The organism is Gilliamella sp. Choc5-1, assembly GCF_001690595.1.
GTDB lineage: Bacteria > Pseudomonadota > Gammaproteobacteria > Enterobacterales > Orbaceae > Gilliamella > Gilliamella apicola_M.
Map to the genome: position 1 here is coordinate 25,433 of NZ_LZHH01000050.1, position 25,352 is coordinate 50,784.

The window sequence follows — 25,352 nt, forward strand, 5'->3', positions numbered from 1 at the left end:
GGAAAGTATGTGTTTGAATATAAATTTGATATAGATCATCTAGTCTTAGTTTCGATAAGTTTCATTCCTTAAAGCCTCTATACGTTTTTCTAATGGTGGATGAGACATAAACAATTCAGAAAATTTTGCTTTTTTCGCACCATTAATGCAGAATGCTAAAATTGAAGTATCTTCACTTGGTTCATGGCTAGTTTTTAGTTTTTCTAACGCGGCAATCATCTTTGTACTGCCTACTAATTTAGCCGAACCAGCATCGGCGTGAAATTCTCGATAACGAGAAAACCACATAGCTATAAGGCTTGCTAAAATACCAAATACGCTTTCAAAAACCATAACTATCAAGAAATAGGTTAACTGTGATAAACCACGATTACGATCATCCAATGCTTGGGCTACAACAGATGCTAACATTCTTGAAATAAAAATAACGAAAGTATTAAGAACTCCTTGTAATAGAGTCATTGTGACCATATCACCATTAGCAACATGGCTCATTTCATGACCGATTACCGCTTCAGCTTCATCTTGAGTCATAGTATTTAATAAACCAGAACTTACTGCAACAAGAGAACTATTTTTAGTTGCACCGGTTGCAAAAGCATTAACATCTTGAGCATGATAGATGGCAACATCTGGCATTTTTATATTAAGTTCAGTTGACAATCGACGAACAACATCAAGTAACCATTGTTCTTGACTATTACTAGGTTGACTAATGACTTGTCCTCCTACTGACCTCAAAGCCATTCTCTTAGATAATAGAAGAGATATAAGAGATCCTCCAAAACCGAAGATTGCTGCAAATATAAGTAATCCTAAAGTACTATGCGCATCAACACCTAAAATACTTAGAATGATTCCAAATACAAACATAACGGCTAAGTTAGTTAGAATAAATAATCCAATTCGCATCATTATCTTCTCTCTTTATTTAAACTAATTTTCAAATGATTAAATTAAGTGAAATCGCAATATCTCGATTGTTAAACACGTATGATCGCAAAAATAATACATATATACAACTATCAATAGATAGTATATTTAATAATTATTTGAAATGTGCTCGTTTATTAAACAACAATATTAATAATATATGTTTATAAGTATAAGACATTTGATAATAAATTGATGAGGTGGGTGGAGACCCTATCAGCTGCATCCCACACACATATATTTTACTTTGGCTGCTTCCTTCCGGACCTGACCTAGTGAGCAAAAAAATGTTGCAAGAGAACCCATAGAGCCTCCATAGAAGCGAAAATATTATGCTTGAATTATTAATTTTTTACAACTACTTTTTAGCATAAAATAGTTGTTTGGCTTTTCTTTAGATGTTATATCAAAAGGAAAGCCATTATTTGAAATGATATTACGTAATTCAGAAATTAGATTACTAAATTTTTTTCAACACGCTCTCTGAATTTTATACCAGGTCTGAATGTAACAACTCTACGAGCTGAAATATCAACACTTTCACCTGTTTTTGGGTTTCTACCTGGGCGTGAATTTTTATCACGTACTGTAAAATTACCAAATCCAGATAATTTAACTGGTTCTCCTTTTTCTAAAGCTACCCGAATCTCTTCAAAAAATAGCTCTACAAGGATTTTAGATTCTTGTCGATCAATATTAAATTTTTCGGCAAGACGATCTGCAATATCTGCTTTAGTTAATGTCATATTATTATTCTCTTAATAGGGCTTTAAAACGATTTTGTAAGGCAGTAACGCATTTGCTTACAATGTTAGTTATGTCTTCTTCTTCAAGCGTACGTGATTTATCTTGTAAAATCAAACTAATAGCAATGCTTTTTTGATCTTCTTTGATATTTTCACCTTGATACACATCAAAAAGAGTCACTTTAATAAGTTGCTCACCACCCGCTTTTTTACACTCTAAAATAATATCCGCTGCTGGTATTATATTTGAAACAATAATAGCTATATCACGTTTATTTGACGGATACTTGGATAAATCTTGAGCTACAGGTACCTCTTTTTTACTAATTTTAGCTAAATTTATTTCAAAAACAAGCGTTTTACTATTTAAAGACAATTTTTTTTCAATTTCTGGATGCAAGACTCCTAAATGACCTAATAACTCATCATTTAAATAAATCGCTGCGCTTTGTCCTGGATGTAAAGCAGGGAGTTCAGATTTTTTAAACTGTATTTGATCACCGCACCCTAAAAGAGAAAAAATTGACTCAAGATCACCTTTGAGATCATAAAAATCTACGTTTTTTTTAGGGAGTTGCCAGTGTTCTTCATATAAATTACCAGTAACAATACCTGCTAACATTAACTCCTGACGTACGCCAAATTCACAATTTTCATCAGGAATAAAACGCAATCCAGTTTCAAATAATCGGGCACGCGTTTGTTGACGATTTTGGTTATATAGTATCGCATCTAATAACCCAGACCAAAGCGATAAACGCATAACTGACATTTCACTTGAAATCGGATTAGGTAATTTAATTTCTGGATATTCAGGATATAATATTTGCTGAACTTTTGGATCAACAAAGCTATATGTCACCGCTTCTTGATACCCTCTATCAACCAATAAATCCTTTACTCTACGTAATGGGATTTGACTTTCTGGTTTCGGTTTCATTACTGATTCAATTTTCAAATTGGCATTTGGGATATTGTTATATCCGTAAATACGGGCAACTTCCTCAACTAAATCTTCTTCAATTTGCAAATCAAAACGCCAACTTGGTGATTTTACAATCCAAACATTGTCTTTATATTCAACTTCACAACCGAGTCTAATTAAAATATCGGTAATCTTTTGTGTTTCGATTGTATAACCAATAATGCGATCAATTTTATTACGTCGCAATTGGATAGTTGCTTGTGCAGGAAGTTCAGCTTCATGTGTCACATCAATAACTGGACCTGCTTCTCCACCACAAATATCAATTAATAATTGGCTTGCTCGTTCCATTGCTGTAAATTGTAAGAAAGGATCAACTCCTCGTTCATAGCGGTGTGACGCTTCTGTATGTAAACCGTATTCACGTGCTTTACCTGTTATAACTAATGGGTTGAAGAATGCTGCTTCAAGAAATATATCTTTGGTTGTTTGTGTTACACCAGATTTTTCACCACCCATAATCCCCGCTAGCGCTAAGATTTTTTGGTGATCGGCAATTACTAAAGTTTTATCATTAAGTTTAACGTCATTACCATTAAGTAAAGTCAGTTTTTCATCTTTGCTTGCATAACGAACAATTATGCCCTTTTCAATCTGCGATAAATCAAATGCATGCATTGGATGGCCAATTTCTAATAATACAAAATTAGTTATATCAACAACGGCATCGATTGAACGAATTCCACCACGACGCAATTTTTCTTTCATCCATAGTGGCGTTTGAGCATTAACATTAATATTTTTAATTACCCTACCCAAATAGCGAGGTGATGCTGTGGGTTCATCTATTTTTATTGATACTGTGTCGGAAATTGTTGCCTGTACACTGTTAACTTTAAGTGCTTGCATTGGAATATTGTTAACTGCAGAAATATCTCTAGCAATCCCAACAATACCAAAGCAATCAGCCCTATTAGGTGTTACACTAATATCAATTGTGACATCGTTTAAATTTAAATATTCACGAATATCTCGTCCCAAAGGAGCATCATCAGGTAATTCAATAATACCATTATGTTCATCAGCAATCCCCAGTTCTGAGTATGAACATAGCATGCCTTCTGACGGTTCACCTCGTAACTTAGCTGATTTGATTTTAAAATTACCTGGTAAAACAGCCCCCACTGTAGCACATGCAACAGTCAAACCTTGTCGACAGTTTGGCGCGCCACAAACGATATCAAGTAATTCTTCTTTGCCTATATCAACTTTTGTTACACGAAGTTTATCAGCATTCGGGTGCTGCATACATTCAACGACTTTACCAATAACGACACCTGTAAAGTCACCTGCTACTTTTTCGACATCATCAACTTCTAAACCAGCCATTGTTAATTGATCAGCTAGCGTTTCGCTACTAATTTCTGGATTGATCCATTCACGTAGCCAACTTTCACTAAATTTCATGTTTTGATCTCCAGAATTAATTAAATTGCTTTAAAAAACGTAAATCATTTTCAAAGAAAGAACGCAAATCAGTGACACCGTAACGTAACATAGTTAATCGTTCTATCCCCATACCAAATGCAAAACCACTATAAACTTCAGGATCAATGCCTACATTACGTAATACATTAGGATGAACCATTCCGCAGCCTAAGACTTCTAGCCATTTACCATTTTTAGCTTTAATATCAACTTCAGCCGATGGTTCTGTAAATGGAAAGTAACCCGGCCTAAAGCGTATTTCCATATTATCTTCAAAAAAGCAATGTAGGAAATCGTGTAATAATCCTTTTAAATGAGTAAAGCTGATATCTTTATCAACAAGCAACCCCTCCATTTGGTGGAACATTGGTGTGTGAGTTTGATCGTAATCATTACGGTAAGTCCGCCCTGGAGCAATAATTCGAATCGGTGGTTTTTGATTTTCCATTGTACGAATTTGTACGGTTGAGGTTTGTGTTCTTAATAATCGTTTTGCATCAAACCAAAATGTATCGTGATCAGCACGAGCAGGATGATGAGCAGGAATATTTAATGCATCAAAATTATGGTAATCGTCTTCAATTTCTGGGCCTGTTTCAACAACAAACCCTAATTCACCAAAAAAATCGACTAAGCGATTGATTGTTTTAGTAACGGGATGCAATCCACCTAATTCAAGAGTTTTACCTGGTAAAGTAATATCTATTGTTTCATTAGCTAATTTTGCATCAAGAGCCTGACGCTCTAAAAAATTGCGCTTTTGATTTAATATTTCAACGACTTTTTGTTTTGCGTCATTGATTTTTTGACCGACAGCTGGGCGCTCATCAGCAGGAACATCACGTAATGAGGCCATATGCATTGTAAAATGGCCTTTTTTACCAAAATATTCTACTCGAATTTGTTCGATCATATTAATGTCATTAGCACTTTCAATAGCGGATTTGGCTTTATTTACCAGTTCAACTAATTGAGACATACAGTTCTCCTGCTTATTGTTCATTATATAAAAAAAGCCTCTTTTTGAGGCTTTTATAATCATTTTTTGTTTTTTCTTTGCCTCACGAATTAGTATTACTAAAGAAGCCAAAAAAGAAACAAAAAACAACTAAATTCATAATTAAATTACTCTTTATGATAAAAATCAAAAATTAAAATAATAAAAGCCGAGATAACTCGGCTCTCATAAATATTATAGTGCAGCCTTAGCTTTTTCAACTAATGCAGCAAATGCATTTTTATCAAATACTGCAATATCAGCAAGGATCTTACGATCGATCTCAATTGAAGCTTTCTTTAAACCATTAATAAAACGGCTATATGAAAGACCACATTGGCGTGCTGCAGCATTGATACGCACAATCCATAATTGACGGAATTGACGTTTACGTTGACGACGGTCACGGTAAGCATACTGCCCAGCTTTGATTACAGCTTGGAAAGCAACACGATACACACGTGAACGAGCACCATAATAACCTTTTGCTTGTTTTAAAATTTTCTTGTGACGTGCACGAGCAATAACACCACGTTTAACACGAGCCATAAACTATATCCTCTAAATAATTAACCAATAAATTAAGCGTATGGAACACACGCAGTAACTAAACCTAAATCGCCTTTTGACACAGTTGTCAAACCACGTAAATGACGTTTACGTTTGGTTGATTTTTTAGTTAAGATATGACTCTTGTTAGCTTGCTTATGCTTAAAGCCACCAGAAGCTGTTTTTTTAAAGCGCTTTGCTGCGCCTCTTACAGTTTTAATTTTAGGCATTTTATTAATTTCCACTTCGCATTGTTAATAAAAATAAAATAATGGTGTAACTTTCAATAAATCAAAAATTAGCTTGTAAAACCATTATTTCTTCTTCGGCGCTAGCACCATAATCATTTGTCGACCTTCAATCTTAGTTGGATAAGATTCAATAATCGCCAAATCAGCTAAATCCTTTTTAATACGATCAAGCATTTCAGAACCTAACTGTTGGTGAGCCATTTCACGACCACGAAAACGTAACGTGACTTTAGCTTTATCGCCATCTTCAAGAAAGCGAATCAGGCTGCGGAGTTTTACCTGATAGTCGCCTTCGTCTGTACCAGGTCGGAACTTAATTTCCTTAACCTGAACAACCTTTTGCTTTTTCTTCTGCTCTTTTGTTGCTTTACTCTTTTCATAGAGGAACTTGCCATAATCCATAATTCGACAAACAGGTGGCTCTGCATTAGGACTTATTTCAACTAAATCTAAAGTTGCTTCTTCAGCTTGTTTTAAAGCTTCATCTAAGCTTACTATACCGAGCTGCTCACCATCGACGCCGGTTAACCTCACCTCACGAGCTGTAATTTCATCATTGATTTTATGTGCTCGTGTTGACTGAATTCGTTTACTGACTTTAATATCTCATTCCTCCAAATTAATTTATCATTAATTCATTTGTTCTAATGAACGACTATGAATTTCGTTAAGCAACAATTCTATAACATGTTTCACTTCAAAGCTACCAAGATCTTTACCTTGACGAGTTCGAACTGAAATTGTTCCTGATTCCATTTCTTTGTCTCCACAAACAAACATATAAGGAACACGTTTCAATGTATGCTCACGAATTTTAAACCCAATTTTCTCATTTCTCAAGTCTGCTTTTGCTCTAATACCAACTTTTTGTAATTGTTCGGATAATTGTTTGGCATATTGAGCTTGATTATCAGTAATATTGATTACAACAACTTGTAGTGGAGAAAGCCAAGTAGGGAAAAAACCTGCACAGTTTTCAGTTAAAATCCCCATAAAACGCTCCATTGACCCTAAAATAGCTCTATGGATCATAACAGGAATATGACGTTCATTATCTTCACCAACATAAGTTGCGTCCAAACGCTCAGGTAGCATAAAGTCGAGCTGAACTGTACCACATTGCCACGCACGACCTAAACAGTCATGTAGTGTAAACTCAATTTTTGGTCCATAAAAGGCACCTTCGCCTGGTAGATATTCAAATTCGATACCATTTTCAGTTAAACATTCAGCTAAATCTTTTTCAGCAAGATCCCAAGTTTCATCTTTACCAATTCGTTTTTCTGGGCGAGTTGACAGTTTAACCGTAATATCGGTAAAACCAAAAGTACTATAAGTATCATAAACCATTTTGATACAACTATTCACTTCACTACGAATTTGACTTTCAGTACAGAAAATATGAGCATCATCTTGAGTAAAACCTCGAACCCGCATTAAGCCATGTAAAGATCCTGAAGGCTCATTTCGATGACAACTACCAAATTCAGCCATACGTAATGGTAAATCACGGTAAGATTTTAACCCTTGATTAAAAATCTGTACGTGTCCTGGGCAGTTCATTGGTTTAATACAATATTCGCGGTTTTCTGAAGATGTTACAAACATTAATTCTTTGTAGTTACCCCAATGTCCTGTTTTTTCCCACAAAATTCGATCCATCATAAATGGACCTTTTACTTCTTGGTAATCATATTCCTTTAATTTGGTACGAACAAAAACCTCAAGTTCACGGAAAATAATCCAACCATCATTATGCCAAAATACCATGCCTGGCGCTTCTTCTTGCATATGATAAAGATCAAGCTGCTTACCTATTTTACGATGATCTCGTTTAGCGGCTTCTTCAAGAAATTGCAAATAATTATCGAGTTGTTTTTTGTCTGCCCATGCAGTTCCATAAATACGTTGTAACATTTTATTATCACTGTTACCACGCCAATAAGCACCAGCTACTTTTTGTAATTTAAAATGATGACAAAAACGCATATTTGGCACATGCGGCCCTCGACACATATCAATATACTCTTCATGATGATAAAGTGCTGGTGTTGCATCTTTAGAGATATTTTCATCTAAAATTGCAATTTTATAAGGTTCATGACGATTCCAAAAAGTTTCTCTAGCTTGTTCCCAACTAACGACTTCCTTTTTTACATCGTAGTTTTTCTTTGCAAGCTCAAGCATACGTTTTTCTAATGCATCAATATCTTCCTGTGTTAATGAATGTTCTAAATCAACATCATAATAAAAGCCATTATCAATTGTTGGACCAATTGCCATTTGTACATTAGGCCATAGTTGTTTAATTGCGTGACCCAATAAATGTGCACAAGAATGACGAATAATTTCAAGCCCATCTTCATCTTTAGCTGTAATGATAGCTAATGTTGCATCTTCAGTAATGACATCACAAGCATCTTTACGTTCACCATTTACACGCCCTGCTATACAAGCTTTTGCAAGTCCTGCGCCTATACTTTGTGCGACTTCTAAAATGGTAACGGGTTTATCAAATTGACGTTGACTTCCGTCAGGAAGAGTAATTATTGGCATAATAAATCCTTAAACAGTGGTGCGCCACACGAAAGCGCACTTGCATACATAAAAAATAGACCAAATATACTATCACTTATCATCAAGATTTTAAATAAAAAAATCATTTTCATACCGTTCTAAATAAATTCAGAAACATAAACTAAAATACATAGTTACTTGAAACATTTTACAAATATAGAAATTACTCACGTTACTTATATTATTTAAGAAACGCCTAAGTTAGTAACGCAATTTTCTACCTAAGTTTTATCTTTTCATGAGTTATTTACACAATTGTTCTCTTTTAGATTATATTTCTTGTAAAAAATATTCAGGAGTCTATACCGTTTGGAGATAAAAAAAGAAAAAAAATAGTAACATGCATATTTAATTGAGATGTGGCATAATCAGCAAATATTTAGCAACTCAAAAAATATAAAGCAAAAGCTCAAGGTTATAATATACGTAAAGCACATAAAGCCGTTTTTGGTAAAACATCTTATGCGTTTTTAGTGGATTATTTTAGCCATGAACGAATCTTGAGCAGATTGTTTTTTATACGGATTAATAAGATATAACTACTATGAATATTTGGATTGATGCAGATGCATGCCCTGCCCCAATTAAAGAGATTTTATATCGAGCAGCAAATCGCAAAGCAATTAATACCACATTGGTTGCTAATCAGCGGCTAACTATCCCTTTTTCGCCTTATATTAAGGCTTTACAAGTAGAGAAAGGGTTTGATATTGCTGATAATAAAATTATTGAGTTAGTCAAAACAAATGATTTAGTTATTACATCTGACATCCCACTTGCTGCAGATGTTTTAAATAAAGGTGCTTTTGTGCTTACTCCGCGAGGGGAAAAATATACACTTGATACAATTAAAGAACGATTAACTATACGAGATTTCATGGAAACCATGCGTGCCAGCGGAGTACAGTCTAAAGGACCTGCTACATTTAGCAGTAAAGACCGAGAAAAATTTGCAAACCAACTTGATATATTACTTAATCAAATATCCAAAAAAGTTTAACTATTTTATTAAACTTTTTTTAAAATTAACAAAACTAAATTTTTAAAAATAACTCTCTGCTTTTAAAAGGTTTTGACCCAACATAAGGCTTTAACGCCATTCGGGTAAAACGTTTAGCTGCTTTTAGTGTCTCTTCATTATTAAATTGACGTTTTCCTAAAGCTAAAACTTGTTCACCTGTAAAACTAGTACTATTTTGTAATAAACTACTCATAAACCCTTTTTCAGATTGATATTGATAATGAATGGATTCAATAATGGCATCACCAGTAACATAACAATGGAAAAAATCAACTTGGTAGCCTAAGTTTTCTAATAATGATAATTCAAATGTACGCAATACATTTTCAGCGGGTATTTGCTGAGCTAATTGTTGTAGACTTTTTAAATAATCATCAAAAAGAGTGGGGATTTCAGTCTCTGCAACTAAAACCCGATGCAATAACTCATTTAAATAAAATGCACTATATAAGAAAACAGAAACTAACGGCAACGCAAGAGACATAGCTTCAACTTTCCGCAACGTTTTAATATTCCCTTGTCCTGAATATTGTACAATTAACGGTGTAAAAGGTTGTAACATTCCTTTTAATGAAGAGGTTTTACGTCTAACCCCTTTTGCCAAAACAGTAACTTTGCCTACATTTTCAACAAACAGATCGGCCAGTAAACTGCTTTCTGTATAAGAACGAGTATGTAATATAAATGCTCTTTGCCAATTTTCCATCCATAATGCCTTTTAATTACATCACTATTTTTTGATTAATAATTGTATTTGACTAAAATTTAAATCATTTTATAAAATTTTCACCTGAAATTTGACTAAAGATCCGATATAATCAATGCAAACAATAGGATTATAGGATAAATAAAAGACAAACTATGGAACTTTTTTCAATAATTTTACTTCTAGTGTTAATTGTATCACTTTCTGGTGTCGTTGTTAAAATGTTACCAATACAAATTCCACTACCTCTAATGCAAATATTATTAGGTTGCATGCTGGCTGCCTTTGGTGTTTATGTAGAATTTGATCCTAAACTATTTCTTGTTTTATTTATTCCTCCTTTACTTTTTGCTGATGGACGCAAAACCTCGGTAAAGGATTTCATCTATAATGGTAGAGAAATTGTTGGATTGGCTTTAGTATTAGTTGTTATCTCCATTATTGCATTAGGCTATATTCTTCATTGGATATTGCCAAAAGTTGAATTAGCGGCAGGATTAGCTTTAGCGGCTGTACTATCGCCAACTGATGCCGTAGCATTAAGTGGTATTGTGGGTAAAGGTCGTATCGAAAAAGAAAAGATGGAAATCATTGAAGGCGAAGCTTTAATGAATGATGCATCTGGTCTTGTTTCATTAAATTTTGCCATTGCAATCGCGGCTGGTTTATTACAGTTTGATCTATTACAAATTAGTGTTACATTTTTTGTTGTTGCGATTGGTGGGTTAGCTATTGGTGTTGTATTTACTTGGCTATATGCTCGTATCTTACGTAAAATAAATCAACTGACTCACAATGATCCTGCAATTCAAATTGTATTATTATTCTTGCTTCCATTTGCGGCTTATATTATTGCTGAAGAATGTCACTGCTCAGGTATTTTAGCAGCAGTAAGTGCTGGCATGACCGTAAACCATTCAGGCATGATGCGAAACGCTCCATTAACTACACGTTTACAATCAGATAGTACGTGGTCAATGTTAACCTTTGTGTTTAATGGATTTGTATTTGTTTTATTAGGTATTCAACTACCAAGCATTTTTAATAATACTTTTGTAGAAAACCAAATTGATACCTCAATTGAGGTATGGCAACTATGTTTAATTGTTTTATTCGTTTTTGCTGTATTAATGGGGACACGCTTTGCTTGGCTATGGGCAATGAAGCACATGCCAACAATGCCATTTGGAAGCAAACGACCTCTTGCATTTAAATCCTATTCTAATCGAGACCTACTTATATCAACATTTGCGGGGGTTCGCGGTGCTATTACTTTAGCAGGTGTATTATCTATTCCAATGACAATTGCCGGTCGATACCAACTTGTTTTTATTGCAACAGGTATTATTTTAATCTCGTTAATTGTAGCAGTAATTGTCTTACCTATTTTATTACGAGGTAGTGTTATTTTAGATAATTCAGAACAAGATAATGAAATATTGACAGTAAAAGGTCATATGGCCGAAGAGGCAATTATTAGTTTGGAAAAAATGCAAAATAATTTGCTACAAGAAACAGCTGAAGACAGAATGGATCAAGAAATTATTCATGAAGTCGGATCACGTGTTATTGGTTCATTACGTCGTAGAACTGGCCTTAAAGATTTAGAGCAAAAAGCACTTGAAGCAGAAAACTTAGAAAGACGTATGCGTTTAGTTGCTATAGGAGCAGAACGAACAGCCCTTTTACAAATGAAAGTTCGTAATGAAGTTAGTGAAGAGGTTTTTGAACATTTAAATACTGACTTAGATATTTATGAAAAAATGATTTCTGGAGATGTATAAATGATAGAAAATCATCAGTTTCTAGGCAAGATACATTCAGCATTTGTAGATAAAGCCCCACAAGCATTGGGGCTTACCTTACGTTGTATTCCATTTAACTTGAAAAAACAGGTTATTGAGCAGTTATTGCAATTACAATTTAAACATTCTCTGGAAGATGGCGATCTTGATTTTTTAGAAAATCGCTGGCTTAAAATAGAAGTTACCGATCTAGGACTTATCTGGTTTGTTAGCTTGATCAACTATAAATTGGTTGTGAGTCGAGAAGAGATTCCCGATGTAAGTTTTACTGGTAATGCTAATGATTTAATTATGATAGCAACCAGACGACAAGATCCTGACACCCTATTTTTTCAACGTCGCTTAATTGTTGAAGGCGATACTGAATTAGGTCTTTACGTTAAAAATTTAATGGATTCAATTGAATTAGATACCATGCCTAAATTTTTAAGACTAACGCTTGAAAAGCTTGCAAACATCATTGAAAGTGCACCAACTAATTAAGTTTATTTTGTCCACTTTATCTTAAGAAGAATATAATCACTCTTGTTGTCATTAGGGCCGTAAGGCTAACAATAAAATGATTTAGCCAAATCAGGAACTTTATATATAAGCACCCTATCTTTTACATATGATAAGGTGTTAGTTTTTTTATGCATTTTTATTATTGTATTTTCTTAAGTTATTTAAAAAATATAAATAATGCATACATCTCACTTTGCCTTGGCAATTTGTGCTTTTAACATGGCTAATCGGCTTTGTCCTTGTTGCATTTTTTTTTCGGGTGATAATTCGTTACGTTGATCTTGCCATACTAAATCATCTTGAGGCAGTTCTAATAAAAAACGGCTAGGTTCGGTATATATTGTTTCACCAAATTGTTTACGTTGCCGACTAAATGAAAAAGTTAATTCTTGCTGTGCGCGAGTAATACCAACATAAGCGAGGCGACGCTCTTCTTCAATATTATCTTCATCAATACTGTTTTGGTGTGGTAATAAACCTTCAGACATACCAACTAAATAGACGTAAGGAAATTCTAATCCTTTAGATGCATGCAGTGTCATAAGCTGAACTTGATCTAGCTCTTCTTCTGTTTCGTTACGTTCTAACATATCACGCAAGGTAAACCTTGCCACCGCTTGTTCAAGGGTCATACTTTCATCAATATCATCACCTTGCAACATGTCATTTAACCAGCTAACGAGCTGCTCGACATTACGCATACGCATTTCACCTGATTTTGGGGAGGTTGAAGTTTCATAAATCCAACTTTCATAATTGATGCCATGCAACAGTTCATGAATTGCGTGCATTGGTTCGCTGTGTGATTTTTGAATTAGTGTATCAAACCAATGGATAAACGTATGCAGCGTTTCCATCCGTTTACCTGAAAGTAATTCAGTTAAGCCCATGTCGTGGCTAGCTTGGTATAAGCTAACACCACGATGATTTGCCCATTCACCTAGTTTTTGAACAGTTGCAGGACCAATTTCACGTTTTGGCGTGTTGATAATACGAATAAATGCATTGTCATCATCAGGATTAGTCAATAAGCGCAAATATGCCATTAAATCTTTAATTTCTATGCGAGAAAAAAATGAAGTTCCACCCGATACTCGATACGGTATGCGATATTGCATTAACATTTTCTCAATGAGACGTGCTTGGTGATTGCCTCGATACAATATAGCGTATTGACCATATTGGCTATTATTAGCAAATCGGTGACCCACTAAGTCATTAACAACTTTTTCAGTTTCCTGCTCTTCACTATCAGCTGAAATAACTCTTAATGCCTCACCATAACCATGTTCTGAAAACAGTTTTTTTTCAAAAATATGTGGATTATTTTCAATTAAAATATTAGCAACTTTTAAAATTCGTCCCGAAGAACGGTAGTTTTGTTCAAGTTTTATGACTTCTAAATTGGGAAAATCTTGTTTTAGTAATACTAAATTTTGCGGTCTTGCCCCTCGCCATGAGTAAATGGATTGATCATCATCACCAACAACTGTAAATTTGGCTCGATTACCAACTAGCAATTTAATAAACTCGTACTGACTTGTATTAGTATCTTGATATTCATCAACCAATAAATAACGAATTTTATTTTGCCACTTATCACGCACTTCCTCATTATTTTTAAGTAAAAGTGTAGGAAGTAAAATAAGATCATCAAAATCGAGAATACTACATGCTTTTAACTGTTTTTCATAAAGCTGATAACAATGAGCAAATAGTTTTTCTTTATTTGTTTGCGCTCTTGCCATCGCAATCGTTGAATCAACAATATCATTTTTCCAATTAGAAATTGTCGAACGTAATTGATTAATCAGCTCTTTATCACCTTCTAACCATTGATGAGTTAACTCTTTGAGTAATGCGATTTGATCATGATCATCAAATAACGAAAAGTTGGACTTAATACCTAAATGCTTATATTCTCGGCGAACAATATCCAAGCCGAGTGTATGAAAGGTTGAAATTTTAAGGCCTCTCGCCTCTTGTTTACTAAGAGATTGCGCTATGCGTTCTTTCATTTCACGTGCAGCTTTATTCGTAAACGTAACCGCAACAATATGGCGTGGTAAATACTCTTTAACGCGAATTAAATAGGCAATTTTGTTAATAATAACACGAGTTTTTCCAGAGCCTGCTCCTGCTAAAACAAGGCAAGGACCTGAAACATATTCGACAGCTTTTTGTTGACTTGAATTTAAACGCACAAAATAAAACCATTAGAAAAATTGTGGGCTAGTATATAACGATATACTAGCAGTGCGCAATTATCGTTATGTAAGTAAAGACTATTACAAGTAAAGGTAATTGTTATTTTATCAATTATTATCGGATGAACGTTAAGGCCTGTTCAACCACCTCTATTCCCACACCTTTTTTATGAGCATTTTCACTCAGATAACGTCGCCATTGTCTTGCACCTTTAAATCCATTAAATAACCCTAAAGTATGGCGCATAATGTGATTTAGCTGTGCTCCTTGCGTTAATTGTTGCTCAATATAAGGATAAAGTGCTCGAATTGCGGATTTAGGTTCAATGGTTGGGGTATCTAATCCAAAAATTTGTGAATCAATTAGAGTTAGTAAAAGCGGATTTTGATAAGCTTCACGCCCTACCATCACACCATCAACGTGCCGTAGGTGATGTTTTATTTGATCAATGGTTTTAATGCCTCCATTAATCGCTATTGTTAAATTGGGATAATCTTGTTTGAGTTTATAAACACGATCATAGTTTAGCGGAGGCACTTCTCGATTTTCCTTTGGACTTAATCCCGATAACCAAGCTTTACGAGCATGCACAATAAACGTACTAGTATAAGGCATCACAGTTTCGATAAAGTGACATAAAAAAGCATAACTATCAAAATCATCAATGCCGATTCTTGTTTTTACCGTTACAGGAATATCAACCTGGGCTTGCATCTGCTCAACGCAGTCTGCCACTAAATTTGCATTACCCATTAAACAAGCACCAAACATACCATTTTGTACCCGATCTGATGGGCAACCGACGTTTAAGTTGATTTCATCATAACCACGTTCTTGCGCTAATTTTGCACATTGTGCCAATGCTTTGGGATCGCTACCGCCAAGTTGTAAACTAACAGGATGTTCTTCATGATTGAAATCTAAATAATCACCTTTTCCAAATAAAATTGCACCTGTTGTCACCATTTCGGTATAAAGTAAAGTTTGTTTGGTTAATACACGATGAAAATAACGACAATGTTTATCAGTCCAATCAAGCATAGGAGCAATAGAAAATTTGTTTTTTGTTGAATTCATTGATACACCAATGTTTATAGCTGTTTTTACTGATTATTTTAAAAGATTATTTTTGTCCAATTTAATATATTTTTTCGTTATCAGAATCCCATGCTGATAAGATAAATAATTTATAGCTTATTATATCATAGAGGAAACATTCGTGCAGACAGAGAGCCTTGCTAAATCTTGTATATTTGCTTTTTAAAAGTGACAGTTAATTCTGTCACCAAATGCAATAATAAACTGACTTGTGGGACTTTCCTGTTTTGGAACGGCATAGTCGATTTTCTGAAAATAGCAATCTTTATTGTTCAATTAAACTGTAGAAAAACACCAAGTTGTTTATAAGCTGACAATATTTTGTTAACTCAACGCAATAAACTATTAAAAATCATTGACGAATTGAAATAGCCTTATATAATAGACACCGATTTAACCAATAAATCTCCGTCTCCTTAGCTCAGCTGGATAGAGCAACGGCCTTCTAAGCCGTAGGTCACAGGTTCGAATCCTGTAGGGGACGCCATTAAAATCAATAACTTAAATCAATTCCCCGGTATTTTACAAAATTTAACTGCTTAAGTTAGATCTAGGCATCTATTTTGCTACTATGCTATTAGTTCAATTAAGAAAAATAAGCATTTGTAACTTAGTTTATTAATAATTATAGAGTTGAGTGTTGTAAGTTAAAAATTAATAGTGTAACTACCCTCTAAAGCATTTTGTTCCTTTAACCAGTAAGAACGAACGTTATAAAACCATCAGCTAGAGTATTAAACGTTTGTTTAAAATCGAAAAACCCATTGAAAATAAATTAAGACGGCAAGCTAAAGGCGATAACAAAACTTATCCAAGTGAAATACGACAGGTTGATACCTACAGTTTGCCTTTACTTAAAAATCAAACCAAGCAGCAAACTAGAGAATATTTTCTAGATAGTATCCATTTGATTTTTAATGTTTTTATGCGTAAACGTAGTACATTCCTGAAACTTTTTAACAAAAATCCTACGGTATTGATTTATTTAGATAAACTGTGTGATAACCGGTATATCAAGTAAAAATCACCTGCCCATAAACTAATGGAAAAGCCGAAAACGTGATACGAACTTTGAATTGAGTTGCAGCATAATCAGCCAATATTGAGCGATTCAAAAGAGAGAAAACAAAAGCTTAAACGTTTGATTAATTTTTATCATACGGTTAAATCGCATAAAGTGATTTCAGGAAAAACATCTTATGATTTTTAGCGGATTATTTTAATCATGAAGTGTAAACAACTCGGCGTTTTCCTACATATAAACTATATTAATCACCTATTGTTCAATATAATTGAAGTGAAAACTTGGTCTATTTACAAATAAATAATTGAATCTATCGATCCAAAATGAAAAAATTATAAATATCTACTAAACTTTATAACCAATTCAATAATTTAAATTAATAATAAACCTCTTCGTTTAATTAAAGTAAAACGAAGAGGGATAATTTTATTTATTAAGCAACACCAGGAACGGTGAAGTCCATAATAAGGAGTAACGTTGGCAAAATAAAGATAGATAAAACCGTTGATGCAAAGAAAATGCTCGAAGCCTGTTCTTGCTCAACATTCCAATTATAAGCCAAAATTACTGCTGTTGATGCTGTTGGCATGGCTAGTAGGAAGACTAACTCTTCGGCCTCTATACCTGTGATACCAAATAAATACACAGAAATAAGTGCAACAATTGGTGTAATAAAGCTTTTCAAAACCACGTTGATCATTAATGGTTTTGATAATTTTAACTTAACACCGTGAATACCTACACCGACCGCAATAAGCGAAATGAAATTACACGCATTAGACATAATATCAAAAGTGTTAAATACAAAATGCGGTAACCATTTAGTACCATCAGTAATGCTCACAATTAATCCTAAAATAACAGCCAAAAACATGGGTTTCATGAGTGAGTTTTTTACTGCACTAAAGATCATATCACCAGTAACTTTACCACCAGATAATTTAGTATCACATAATTCTAATAAGAAAATTGTCATCGGAATCAATGATAATGCAACAACAAAATTAGCAATCGCGACCGAAATGGTAGACGCGGCCCCAAGCATTAACGTTAAAAAAGGCACTCCCATTCCGCCCATATTGGGAAAGCAACAAAGCATGGTATTCATCGCTGTTGACTTTAACTCTTTATGCAAAATGTATTTATTAGTTAAAAAGCAAATTATCCATAAAAATGACATAGTGCAGAAAAAGGCTATCATCCAAATGCCATTAAATATCTGCGATGGTTTGGCATGAGATGTATGCACAAAAAGCAATGCAGGAAAGACAAAGTTTGATACTAGTCCTGATAATAATTTTTTAGAATCTTTTGTAAAAATACCTTTTTGTACACATAACCAACCAAGAAAGATTAACAAAAAAACCGGTAGACAAGAACTAATAACTTGCCCAACTGCTGACCAGATCAGATTCATTTTTTAAAACTCCTAAAATAATATTACTAAAAATACAAATTTGGTAAATGGTCGGTAACTTCAGATTAGATATTATATTTATTGACCTAGCTAAAATAAGTGGGTAACAAAATCGAATATATTTATTACATGTAAAACGATATTCTTCGTTGTTGAAACTTGATATTATTAAATGCTATTTCGCACTTAGTATGCTTAATTAAAGACATTCTTTAATGAAAACCTTTGTTATATTCAAATGTAAAATTGAGTAACTTGGATATCATTATACTTATTCTTCTCGACCTTGTGTAAAACAAGATCTACTAACTGTCTTAAAAACTCAAAAAACCATTAAAACTTTACTCAAAACTTGTTAATAATAGAGTTTTATTTCTTTAAAAAACAATAAATAAGAAAACATAAAACATGAGTGTTAAATTATAGTAAAAATTAATATTACACTAAAATTCCCTAAATAACGGTTTTTATCGTGCTTTATTTGTTATAAAAAAAACTAAAATTACAGTTAATAATTTGATTTAATTTACTTATATTAACTCACTGTCGCAAAAATATTTTTCTGACGTTTATATAATGAAGATAAAAAGAGAAAGCAATAGATAAAAATTTGTTTATCAACAATTAATAAATGATTAACACAATGTAAATCATTTATACTGCATTGTAAAATGCATAATGTAATTTAAGCTGATTCTAACTTAAAACGCCTTATTTTTTATGTTTATCAAAGTCCCCTTTTTGCCTTTTAGTGATTAAAAGATGTTATTCAATATCTAGGATTGAGTTTCCCTTTTCATTAAAAACAGGAACATTGACATGCCATTTTTTATACGAATGCTCAACAGATTTATCACAATATACAGAAACAACATACTTGTCCTTGTTAAGGTTTAATGCAATTTTACTCCATCGGGCTTTTAAAGGAACAGTACATGTTGGAACAAAGACTTTGGCATTCGGTTCTAAAGTATGCCAATTTGTATTGTGCTTTTGGTTATATTCCGCAATAAATTCCTTTGCTTTATGGTTTATATAAGCTAGCCCTTGCCGATAATCATCCCCATAATCTTGCTCAACATAGGTCATATTAGCATGGACAAGCGAGGTTGTACCTATACTTAAAAGGATAATCAAAAGTAGCTGTTGGCTAAAAAATCGCATAATTATTTAAAATAAAATAATTTTTTAAAAATAATAACACTAATTTAACAAATTATATAGGATGTTATGATCCCATATTGACAATTGAACTACGAAACCGTCTTAAAGCAATTAAAAAGAAAACAGTACCAATTGCCAATAACCACGCAAATGAAGTCCAAACCACGCTTAAACCAGCACCTCGATACAGTATTGCCTGCCCTAATTCAACAAAATGCGTGGTTGGAGCAAACATCATAATGTTTTGCACAATTTCAGGCATGCTTTCACGCGGAGTACTCCCCCCAGATAGCATTTGTAGTGGTAATAAAACTAAAATTAGTAACATTGCAAATTGGGCGGTTGATTTAGCAACGGTTGCCATAAAAATACCAAGTGACGTTGTAACAAAAAGATGCAATGCCACTCCTACTAAAAACAAGCTGACCGAACCAGCAATAGGCACATTTAACCAGCCATGAACAACCAGTAACAATGCAACCCAAGTTGATATTAAGACAACAAGCCCCATTGACCATACTTTCGATATCATAATTTCAAATGGTGTGACAGGCATAGCAAGCAGGTGATCAATCGTTCCATGTTCCCGCTCTTTCATTAAAGCAGCGCCAGTTAAAATAATTGAGAGTGTTGTCACTATATTGATGATCTCCATTACCGAACCAAACCAAGAACGAGTTAAATTAGGATTAAATGCGGTATGTACTTGTATGTTAACAGGCAAATTCGTGACTTTACTGTAACGATTAACATATTCAGCCACCTCGCCTGTAATAATCTCCATTATGTAGCCATTACCAACAAATGCCTGCCCCATTCTGGTTGCGTCTATGTTGAGTTGAATTTCTGGGCTTTGGTTATTGAGCACATCGCGCTGAAAATTAGGGGGAATATTCAACGCAAAAGTGTATTTATCAGTATCCATGCCACGATCGACATCATTCATTGAATATAATTTAACGGGAGTATTGAACATTGGTGGATAAAAAGCTGCAATAATTTGCCTTGATAAGGGAGAGTTGTCTTCATCAACAACGGCAATTGAAGCATGATGTAACGAATCAGACGTTGCTGTTGCAGCAATATAGATATCAAAGGTAAAGCAATAAGCTATTAATAACAACATGATAGGATCACGCAATAATCCCCAAAGTTCTTTAATTCCTAAGCGATAAATATTAATTAAACTTTGCATAATACCTACCCCTCTTGCTTTTTAAGAAGAAAAATACTGGCACCAAGCACAATTGGTATTGTTACCAATAAAATAAATATCGAATTATGCAAATCCATAAAGCCGAGTGCTTTGTTAAATACACCACGAGCAATAATTAGCATATGCGTTGTTGGGTAGATTTCACCAATGTAACGACCTCCGCCTTCTAATGATGCAACGGGATTTAGCAGCCCTGAAAATTGAATAGCGGGTAGCATTGTACCTACGCAAGTTAAAAAGATAACCGCAATTTGGCTACGTGTGACCGTTGACGCCAATAAACCAAAGCCAGTAGAAATAATACAATAAGCAAACGCAGCAAGGCATAGTGTAAACAAACTGCCTTTTACTGGAACACCAAAAATGGTGATTGCCATAAATAGCAACAATAAAAAGCTAAACATGGAAATAACAATATAAGGTACTTGTTTACCTAACAAAAATTCGGCTTTTGTTACTGGTGTTACATATAAGTTGATAATCGATCCCATCTCTTTTTCACGCACGACCGATAACGCTGCTAACATTGAAGGAATCATTAATAATAAAATCGGCATAACCGCCGGCACCATAGATGGCAAGCTTTTGATATCAGGGTTATAACGGTAGCGTGTTTCTATATTTGCTAAGCTAGTAGATGATTTTCCTGTTACTTCTTTTACTTTTTCACTTAGCCAAGCAAGATGCATTCCTTGAACGTAACCTTTAATTGTTTCTGCCCGCAGCGGCATAGCACCATCAATCCAAATTGCAATATCAATAGGATCGCCACGTTGTATATCACGGCCAAAATTCGGCGGAATTTCAATCGCTAAAGCAATGTCATTACTGCGTAACCGTGCATCCATATCGTTATAATCAGTGATAGGTGCCCTTTCAATAAAATAACGTTTAGAGCCTGATAAATTAAGCGTATAATTTTGACTAATGACACTTTGATCGCGATCAAGCACTGCAAAACGCAGATCTTCAACATCCATTGTAATACCGTACCCCATAACCAACATTAAAATTGCTGAACCTAATAACGCTAATAATGCCCGTAATGGATCGCGTGATAATTCAAGCGTTTCACGCCATAAGCAACCTATCAGGCGTGTAAAAGTAAATCCTTGAAAGTGATTATTTTGTGATATTTCAGTAGTGCTATTGGTTATGGCTTTTGGCGCTTCGGTTGTTTGTTCTTCATTGTGACTATCATCAGCCCCTGCATCGACAAGATAACGAATAAATGCTTCTTCTAATGTTTTCGCCTTTTTAGCGCTGATGATATTATCAGGTGTATCACTTGCTAACACTTTACCTGCATGCATTAATGAAATTCTGTCGCACCTTGCAGCCTCATTCATAAAGTGAGTTGTAATAAATACGGTGACTTTGTCTTTTCTAGACAATTCAATGATCAAACGCCAAAAATCATCTCGAGCAATGGGGTCAACGCCGGATGTTGGTTCATCAAGGATAAGAATTTGTGGATTATGCACAACCGCAACTGACAATGAAAGCCGTTGCTTTACCCCTAAAGGTAAGCTATCGGGTAGATTTTCTGCATCTTGTTCTAAACCAAAACGTTTTAGTAATTCTTCAACGCGGGCAGGTATTTTACTTTCTTCAATACCAAACAGGCGTGCATGTAGAACTAAATTTTGTTTGACCGTTAATTCACTATATAAGGAAAATGCCTGAGACATATACCCCAAATGACGCCTAACGTTAATATCACTAGCATCAACAGGTTTACCAAATAACCATGCTTCTCCTGATGAAATCGGCAATAAACCCGTTAACATTTTCATGGTGGTTGATTTACCACAGCCATTTGAACCTAAAAAGCCAAATATTTCACCTTGTTTAATTGAAAAATTAACATGATCAACTGCGATAAAATTACCAAATTGTTTAGTTAAATCTTTTGCTTCTATGGCTGTTTGCAAATCTTTATTAAGATCTAAAGGTGGAATTTCGACAGTTTGATAACCTTGTCTAGCACTTTCTGGCATTAGCTGAATGAATGCATCATCTAAATTATCTTTTCCTGTCTTAGCTAGTAAGGATTTTGGTGTGCCAGTTTCAAGAATCTTACCGCCATACATTGCCACCAACCAATCAAAATTTTGAGCTTCGTCCATGTAGGCTGTTGCAACAATCACACTCATTTGGGGTCTTTGTTCACGAATTTTGTTGATTAACTGCCAAAATTGCGCTCTGGAAAGGGGATCAACCCCTGTGGTTGGTTCATCTAAAATCAAAAGATCAGGATCATGAATTAACGCTGAACATAAGCTTACTTTTTGCTTCATTCCACCTGACAAACGCCCTGCAGGTCTTGATAAAAAAGGGTAAAGCCCAGTGCTATGCGTTAATTCATCAATCCGACGGCGACGCTCTGCTGCATCATTGCCAAATAAACGAGCAAAAAATTGCAAGTTTTCTTCAACAGACAAAGTCGGATAAAGATTTTTGCCTAATCCTTGCGGCATATAGGCAATGCGCGAACAGACATTTTTGCGGTGTGATTTGTCTTTCATATCACCGTCTAAGACATACACTAAACCATCTTGAATAACATGTGCCCCTGCAATTAGCGATAACAAGCTAGATTTGCCCACCCCATCAGGCCCAATAAACCCCACCATACACCTTGGTGGAATGGCTAAATTAATATTATTAAGTGCACAGTTTTTTTGGTAATGCAGTGTAACATTGCTTACCTTTACCACAGCATCATCAATGGATTTAGCTTCATTTAATAAAACTAAATCCTTATTGTCTGAATCTGACATATGCTATCTCCAATTATTCGGTTGGACATTTTGCAATATCAGATAAGCCATCTGGCCACGGCGTTTTAGGATCAAGTTTAACCCAAGCTACACCAGGTAAACCAGTTTTAACTTGATTTATAAAACATTTTAATAATTCAGGGCTTAATTGCGCTTTAACTCTAAACATCAGCTTTTGACGTTCATCTTTTGTTTCAACCGTTTTTGGCGTAAATTGTGCAACACTTGAAACAAACGAAATTTTGGCTGAAATAGCTTTATCTGGTAACGCATCTAAAATAAGCCTAACTTCGTCACCAATAGCCACTTTTCCAGCCACTGTTTCTGGTAAAAAGAAAGTCAAATAAACATCATAAAGATTTACTAAATTCAAAACCTTACCACCAGATGGTAAAACCTCGCCTAACTGTGCAATACGATACTGAATACGCCCATCAACAGGAGCAACTAAAGTACTATCATCAATATCTGCTTGTATTTGTCTTATATTAGCACTGGCAACATTGATCGCAGCTTTAGCACTATCAACACCAGCCTGAGCAACGGCAATTGCAGCATCTGCTGCGGTAACTTGCGATTTTGCAGAATCTAACGCCGCTTTAGCGCTATTAAATTTAGCAGTATCATCATCGAATTGTTGTATAGATAATGCGCCTTTTTGATAAAGCGTGACAGTTCGTTGTAAATGCTTAGATGCAATATCTACATCGCTTTCACGCTGACTTACACCTGCTTGAGCAGCAACTTTATCGCTCATTTTTAATGCCACTTGTGCTTGAGCGCTTATCTCATTACTTATTGCTTGCCCATATTGCGCTTGTGCTTCATTTAATTGCGCTTGTAAGGTATCAGTTTGCATAACAACAAGTGGTTGTCCTGCTTTAACAAAATCGCCTTCATCAACGTTAATTTTCTCGATTCTGCCAGCTAATTTTGCCGAAATATTGATTTCGGTCGCTTCAATGCGTCCATTGCCACTGGCAAAGTCCGCACCATACCCGTCTGTTTTTAATTGTTGCCATAAAATAAGAACGATAGCGACAATAACGACTGTAATAATGATCCATTTTTTGCTTATTTGTTTCATGAATAACACCTTATATTTTAAAGTGATTTATAACAAAGCTTAACGAAATAACAAATCGTTATAGGCTATAATTTTATTGATTAAATAATATCAAATGTTTATGGCAAATAATATCTGTTCATAAAATAATCGCAATAAAAGCTAAAAAATTAAGCTGGATGGTTTTATATTTTATTTATAGATTTGAAATTAATAACATCATTATATTATGCAATAAAGCTGATATGCTCATTGCAAATTGATAAGTTATTTATAATAAAAGACTTATTATTTTATATTTTCAAATAATTTATTAACAATATAAGGATGTAAAATAGCAACGGGTAACATATATAATTTCCCCCAGATATTGTGATTTTTAACTGATGCAATTAAATATACTGTATTTTTACTTATGTCATTACCTTTATCTACAACACGAATACAAACACAAACATCTAAATGGCAATCTTTTACAACTAATGTCAATTTATCGTTGATTTCCTCTGTTATGGTAAAAAAATCGGCCATATTGCTTTCGTCTGGTTGATGCTTATCTTCCGCAGAACTATCAAATCCATTAATCGCTTTGACACCGATTAATTTCACTAAACAATCCCTTATTTTAAAGAGTATTTTTAGCCATCTAGGTTGATAAGATGTCATCATTTTATAAGCTTCATAGGCTGTCAATTTTTTAGAAATATCTTTTTTTTGACAATCTAAATAATCGATTTCTTCTGCAATAAAGCTTACATTATCAGGTAATGTTTGCCGTACTTTTATAATATTGTTTTGTTTATTTTTCATATAATTATTCCCCTTCCTCCTATTATATAAAATGCTTATCTAAAACATGAATAAAAATCATAAA

General features: G+C 34.2%; 21 protein-coding genes, 1 tRNA gene and 1 other RNA gene. 5 read left to right on the forward strand and 18 right to left on the reverse strand.

From position 1 onward, the window contains the following. Positions 1-45: 45 nt before the first annotated feature. From htpX to thrS, 9 genes are all read right to left on the reverse strand, one after another. The gene (htpX, locus tag A9G35_RS04495; RefSeq protein ID WP_065635853.1) at positions 46-915 is read right to left on the reverse strand and encodes a protease HtpX; all 870 of its coding nucleotides are present in this window, start codon (positions 913-915) and stop codon (positions 46-48) included. 229 nt (positions 916-1,144) lie between these two features. Further along, positions 1,145-1,240, reverse strand: an RNA gene (ffs, locus tag A9G35_RS04500) — signal recognition particle sRNA small type. A gap of 145 nt (positions 1,241-1,385) precedes the next feature. After that, complete coding sequence (locus tag A9G35_RS04505) at positions 1,386-1,679, reverse strand: integration host factor subunit alpha (protein WP_034913150.1); 294 nt, start codon at positions 1,677-1,679, stop codon at positions 1,386-1,388. A gap of 4 nt (positions 1,680-1,683) precedes the next feature. Next, positions 1,684-4,071 (reverse strand): phenylalanine--tRNA ligase subunit beta, encoded by a 2,388-nt coding sequence (gene pheT, locus A9G35_RS04510; RefSeq protein WP_065635854.1) that lies wholly within the window; start codon positions 4,069-4,071, stop codon positions 1,684-1,686. Between the two features lie 16 nt (positions 4,072-4,087). Continuing rightward, positions 4,088-5,071, reverse strand: coding sequence for a phenylalanine--tRNA ligase subunit alpha (gene pheS / locus A9G35_RS04515; protein WP_065635855.1), 984 nt, complete (start codon positions 5,069-5,071; stop codon positions 4,088-4,090). A 213-nt stretch (positions 5,072-5,284) separates the two neighbouring features. After that, positions 5,285-5,638: a 50S ribosomal protein L20 gene (gene rplT, locus A9G35_RS04520; protein ID WP_024496189.1), complete on the reverse strand. Its 354-nt coding sequence runs from the start codon at positions 5,636-5,638 to the stop codon at positions 5,285-5,287. 32 nt (positions 5,639-5,670) lie between these two features. Further along, the gene (rpmI, locus tag A9G35_RS04525) at positions 5,671-5,868 is read right to left on the reverse strand and encodes a 50S ribosomal protein L35 (RefSeq protein WP_025315575.1); all 198 of its coding nucleotides are present in this window, start codon (positions 5,866-5,868) and stop codon (positions 5,671-5,673) included. An 84-nt stretch (positions 5,869-5,952) separates the two neighbouring features. Further along, entirely contained in the window at positions 5,953-6,492 is a 540-nt protein-coding gene (infC, locus tag A9G35_RS04530; RefSeq protein WP_065590951.1) for a translation initiation factor IF-3, read from the reverse strand. Between the two features lie 27 nt (positions 6,493-6,519). Further along, positions 6,520-8,445 carry a threonine--tRNA ligase gene (gene thrS, locus A9G35_RS04535; protein WP_065635856.1) on the reverse strand — a complete coding sequence of 642 codons (1,926 nt, stop codon included), beginning with the start codon at positions 8,443-8,445 and terminating at the stop codon, positions 6,520-6,522. Positions 8,446-9,010: 565 nt separating this feature from the next. Between thrS and A9G35_RS04540 the strand changes: the two genes are divergently transcribed. Next, positions 9,011-9,466 carry a YaiI/YqxD family protein gene (locus tag A9G35_RS04540; protein ID WP_065635857.1) on the forward strand — a complete coding sequence of 152 codons (456 nt, stop codon included), beginning with the start codon at positions 9,011-9,013 and terminating at the stop codon, positions 9,464-9,466. A 34-nt stretch (positions 9,467-9,500) separates the two neighbouring features. Here A9G35_RS04540 and recO read toward each other — a convergent pair whose 3' ends face one another. Further along, on the reverse strand, positions 9,501-10,193 hold the full coding sequence (gene recO, locus A9G35_RS04545) for a DNA repair protein RecO (RefSeq protein ID WP_065635858.1): 693 nt from the start codon (positions 10,191-10,193) through the stop codon (positions 9,501-9,503). A 155-nt stretch (positions 10,194-10,348) separates the two neighbouring features. On the opposite strand from recO, the gene A9G35_RS04550 reads away from it, so the two are divergent. After that, positions 10,349-11,977 carry a Na+/H+ antiporter gene (locus A9G35_RS04550; protein WP_065635859.1) on the forward strand — a complete coding sequence of 543 codons (1,629 nt, stop codon included), beginning with the start codon at positions 10,349-10,351 and terminating at the stop codon, positions 11,975-11,977. Continuing rightward, positions 11,978-12,481 (forward strand): ubiquinone anaerobic biosynthesis accessory factor UbiT, encoded by a 504-nt coding sequence (ubiT, locus tag A9G35_RS04555; protein WP_065635860.1) that lies wholly within the window; start codon positions 11,978-11,980, stop codon positions 12,479-12,481. Positions 12,482-12,690: 209 nt separating this feature from the next. Here the strand turns inward: ubiT and rep are convergent, their stop codons facing one another. After that, complete coding sequence (gene rep, locus A9G35_RS04560; RefSeq protein ID WP_065635861.1) at positions 12,691-14,706, reverse strand: DNA helicase Rep; 2,016 nt, start codon at positions 14,704-14,706, stop codon at positions 12,691-12,693. Between the two features lie 118 nt (positions 14,707-14,824). After that, entirely contained in the window at positions 14,825-15,787 is a 963-nt protein-coding gene (gene dusA / locus A9G35_RS04565) for a tRNA dihydrouridine(20/20a) synthase DusA (protein WP_065635862.1), read from the reverse strand. 431 nt (positions 15,788-16,218) lie between these two features. Here dusA and A9G35_RS04570 point away from each other — a divergent pair. Together A9G35_RS04570 and A9G35_RS13655 are read left to right on the forward strand one after the other, a co-directional pair. Further along, a tRNA-Arg gene (locus tag A9G35_RS04570) sits at positions 16,219-16,295 on the forward strand. Between the two features lie 255 nt (positions 16,296-16,550). Beyond that, positions 16,551-16,829 (forward strand): hypothetical protein, encoded by a 279-nt coding sequence (locus A9G35_RS13655; RefSeq protein WP_218057205.1) that lies wholly within the window; start codon positions 16,551-16,553, stop codon positions 16,827-16,829. 436 nt (positions 16,830-17,265) lie between these two features. Here the strand turns inward: A9G35_RS13655 and A9G35_RS04575 are convergent, their stop codons facing one another. The 6 genes from A9G35_RS04575 to A9G35_RS04600 form a co-directional block, all read right to left on the reverse strand. Continuing rightward, complete coding sequence (locus tag A9G35_RS04575) at positions 17,266-18,249, reverse strand: AEC family transporter (RefSeq protein ID WP_065635863.1); 984 nt, start codon at positions 18,247-18,249, stop codon at positions 17,266-17,268. 765 nt (positions 18,250-19,014) lie between these two features. Continuing rightward, on the reverse strand, positions 19,015-19,413 hold the full coding sequence (locus A9G35_RS04580; RefSeq protein ID WP_141673771.1) for a hypothetical protein: 399 nt from the start codon (positions 19,411-19,413) through the stop codon (positions 19,015-19,017). Between the two features lie 64 nt (positions 19,414-19,477). Beyond that, on the reverse strand, positions 19,478-20,608 hold the full coding sequence (locus tag A9G35_RS04585; protein ID WP_065635865.1) for an ABC-2 transporter permease: 1,131 nt from the start codon (positions 20,606-20,608) through the stop codon (positions 19,478-19,480). Between the two features lie 5 nt (positions 20,609-20,613). Next, positions 20,614-23,412: a ribosome-associated ATPase/putative transporter RbbA gene (rbbA, locus tag A9G35_RS04590; protein ID WP_065635866.1), complete on the reverse strand. Its 2,799-nt coding sequence runs from the start codon at positions 23,410-23,412 to the stop codon at positions 20,614-20,616. A 13-nt stretch (positions 23,413-23,425) separates the two neighbouring features. Then, entirely contained in the window at positions 23,426-24,499 is a 1,074-nt protein-coding gene (locus tag A9G35_RS04595; RefSeq protein ID WP_065635867.1) for an HlyD family secretion protein, read from the reverse strand. 267 nt (positions 24,500-24,766) lie between these two features. After that, positions 24,767-25,288: a DUF2867 domain-containing protein gene (locus tag A9G35_RS04600; RefSeq protein ID WP_065635868.1), complete on the reverse strand. Its 522-nt coding sequence runs from the start codon at positions 25,286-25,288 to the stop codon at positions 24,767-24,769. Positions 25,289-25,352: the final 64 nt, after the last annotated feature.

Bases quoted from the DNA above. Each gene is read 5' to 3' on its own strand.
- rpmI (WP_025315575.1), bottom strand. From the start codon at position 5,868: ATGCCTAAAATTAAAACTGTAAGAGGCGCAGCAAAGCGCTTTAAAAAA.
- A9G35_RS04600 (WP_065635868.1), bottom strand. From the start codon at position 25,288: ATGAAAAATAAACAAAACAATATTATAAAAGTACGGCAAACATTACCT.
- pheT (WP_065635854.1), bottom strand. From the start codon at position 4,071: ATGAAATTTAGTGAAAGTTGGCTACGTGAATGGATCAATCCAGAAATT.
- ubiT (WP_065635860.1), top strand. From the start codon at position 11,978: ATGATAGAAAATCATCAGTTTCTAGGCAAGATACATTCAGCATTTGTA.
- A9G35_RS04595 (WP_065635867.1), bottom strand. From the start codon at position 24,499: ATGAAACAAATAAGCAAAAAATGGATCATTATTACAGTCGTTATTGTC.
- dusA (WP_065635862.1), bottom strand. From the start codon at position 15,787: ATGAATTCAACAAAAAACAAATTTTCTATTGCTCCTATGCTTGATTGG.
- rplT (WP_024496189.1), bottom strand. From the start codon at position 5,638: ATGGCTCGTGTTAAACGTGGTGTTATTGCTCGTGCACGTCACAAGAAA.
- pheS (WP_065635855.1), bottom strand. From the start codon at position 5,071: ATGTCTCAATTAGTTGAACTGGTAAATAAAGCCAAATCCGCTATTGAA.
- A9G35_RS04505 (WP_034913150.1), bottom strand. From the start codon at position 1,679: ATGACATTAACTAAAGCAGATATTGCAGATCGTCTTGCCGAAAAATTT.
- A9G35_RS04540 (WP_065635857.1), top strand. From the start codon at position 9,011: ATGAATATTTGGATTGATGCAGATGCATGCCCTGCCCCAATTAAAGAG.
- A9G35_RS04550 (WP_065635859.1), top strand. From the start codon at position 10,349: ATGGAACTTTTTTCAATAATTTTACTTCTAGTGTTAATTGTATCACTT.
- A9G35_RS04585 (WP_065635865.1), bottom strand. From the start codon at position 20,608: ATGCAAAGTTTAATTAATATTTATCGCTTAGGAATTAAAGAACTTTGG.
- htpX (WP_065635853.1), bottom strand. From the start codon at position 915: ATGATGCGAATTGGATTATTTATTCTAACTAACTTAGCCGTTATGTTT.
- thrS (WP_065635856.1), bottom strand. From the start codon at position 8,445: ATGCCAATAATTACTCTTCCTGACGGAAGTCAACGTCAATTTGATAAA.
- A9G35_RS04580 (WP_141673771.1), bottom strand. From the start codon at position 19,413: ATGCGATTTTTTAGCCAACAGCTACTTTTGATTATCCTTTTAAGTATA.
- recO (WP_065635858.1), bottom strand. From the start codon at position 10,193: ATGGAAAATTGGCAAAGAGCATTTATATTACATACTCGTTCTTATACA.
- rbbA (WP_065635866.1), bottom strand. From the start codon at position 23,412: ATGTCAGATTCAGACAATAAGGATTTAGTTTTATTAAATGAAGCTAAA.
- A9G35_RS04575 (WP_065635863.1), bottom strand. From the start codon at position 18,249: ATGAATCTGATCTGGTCAGCAGTTGGGCAAGTTATTAGTTCTTGTCTA.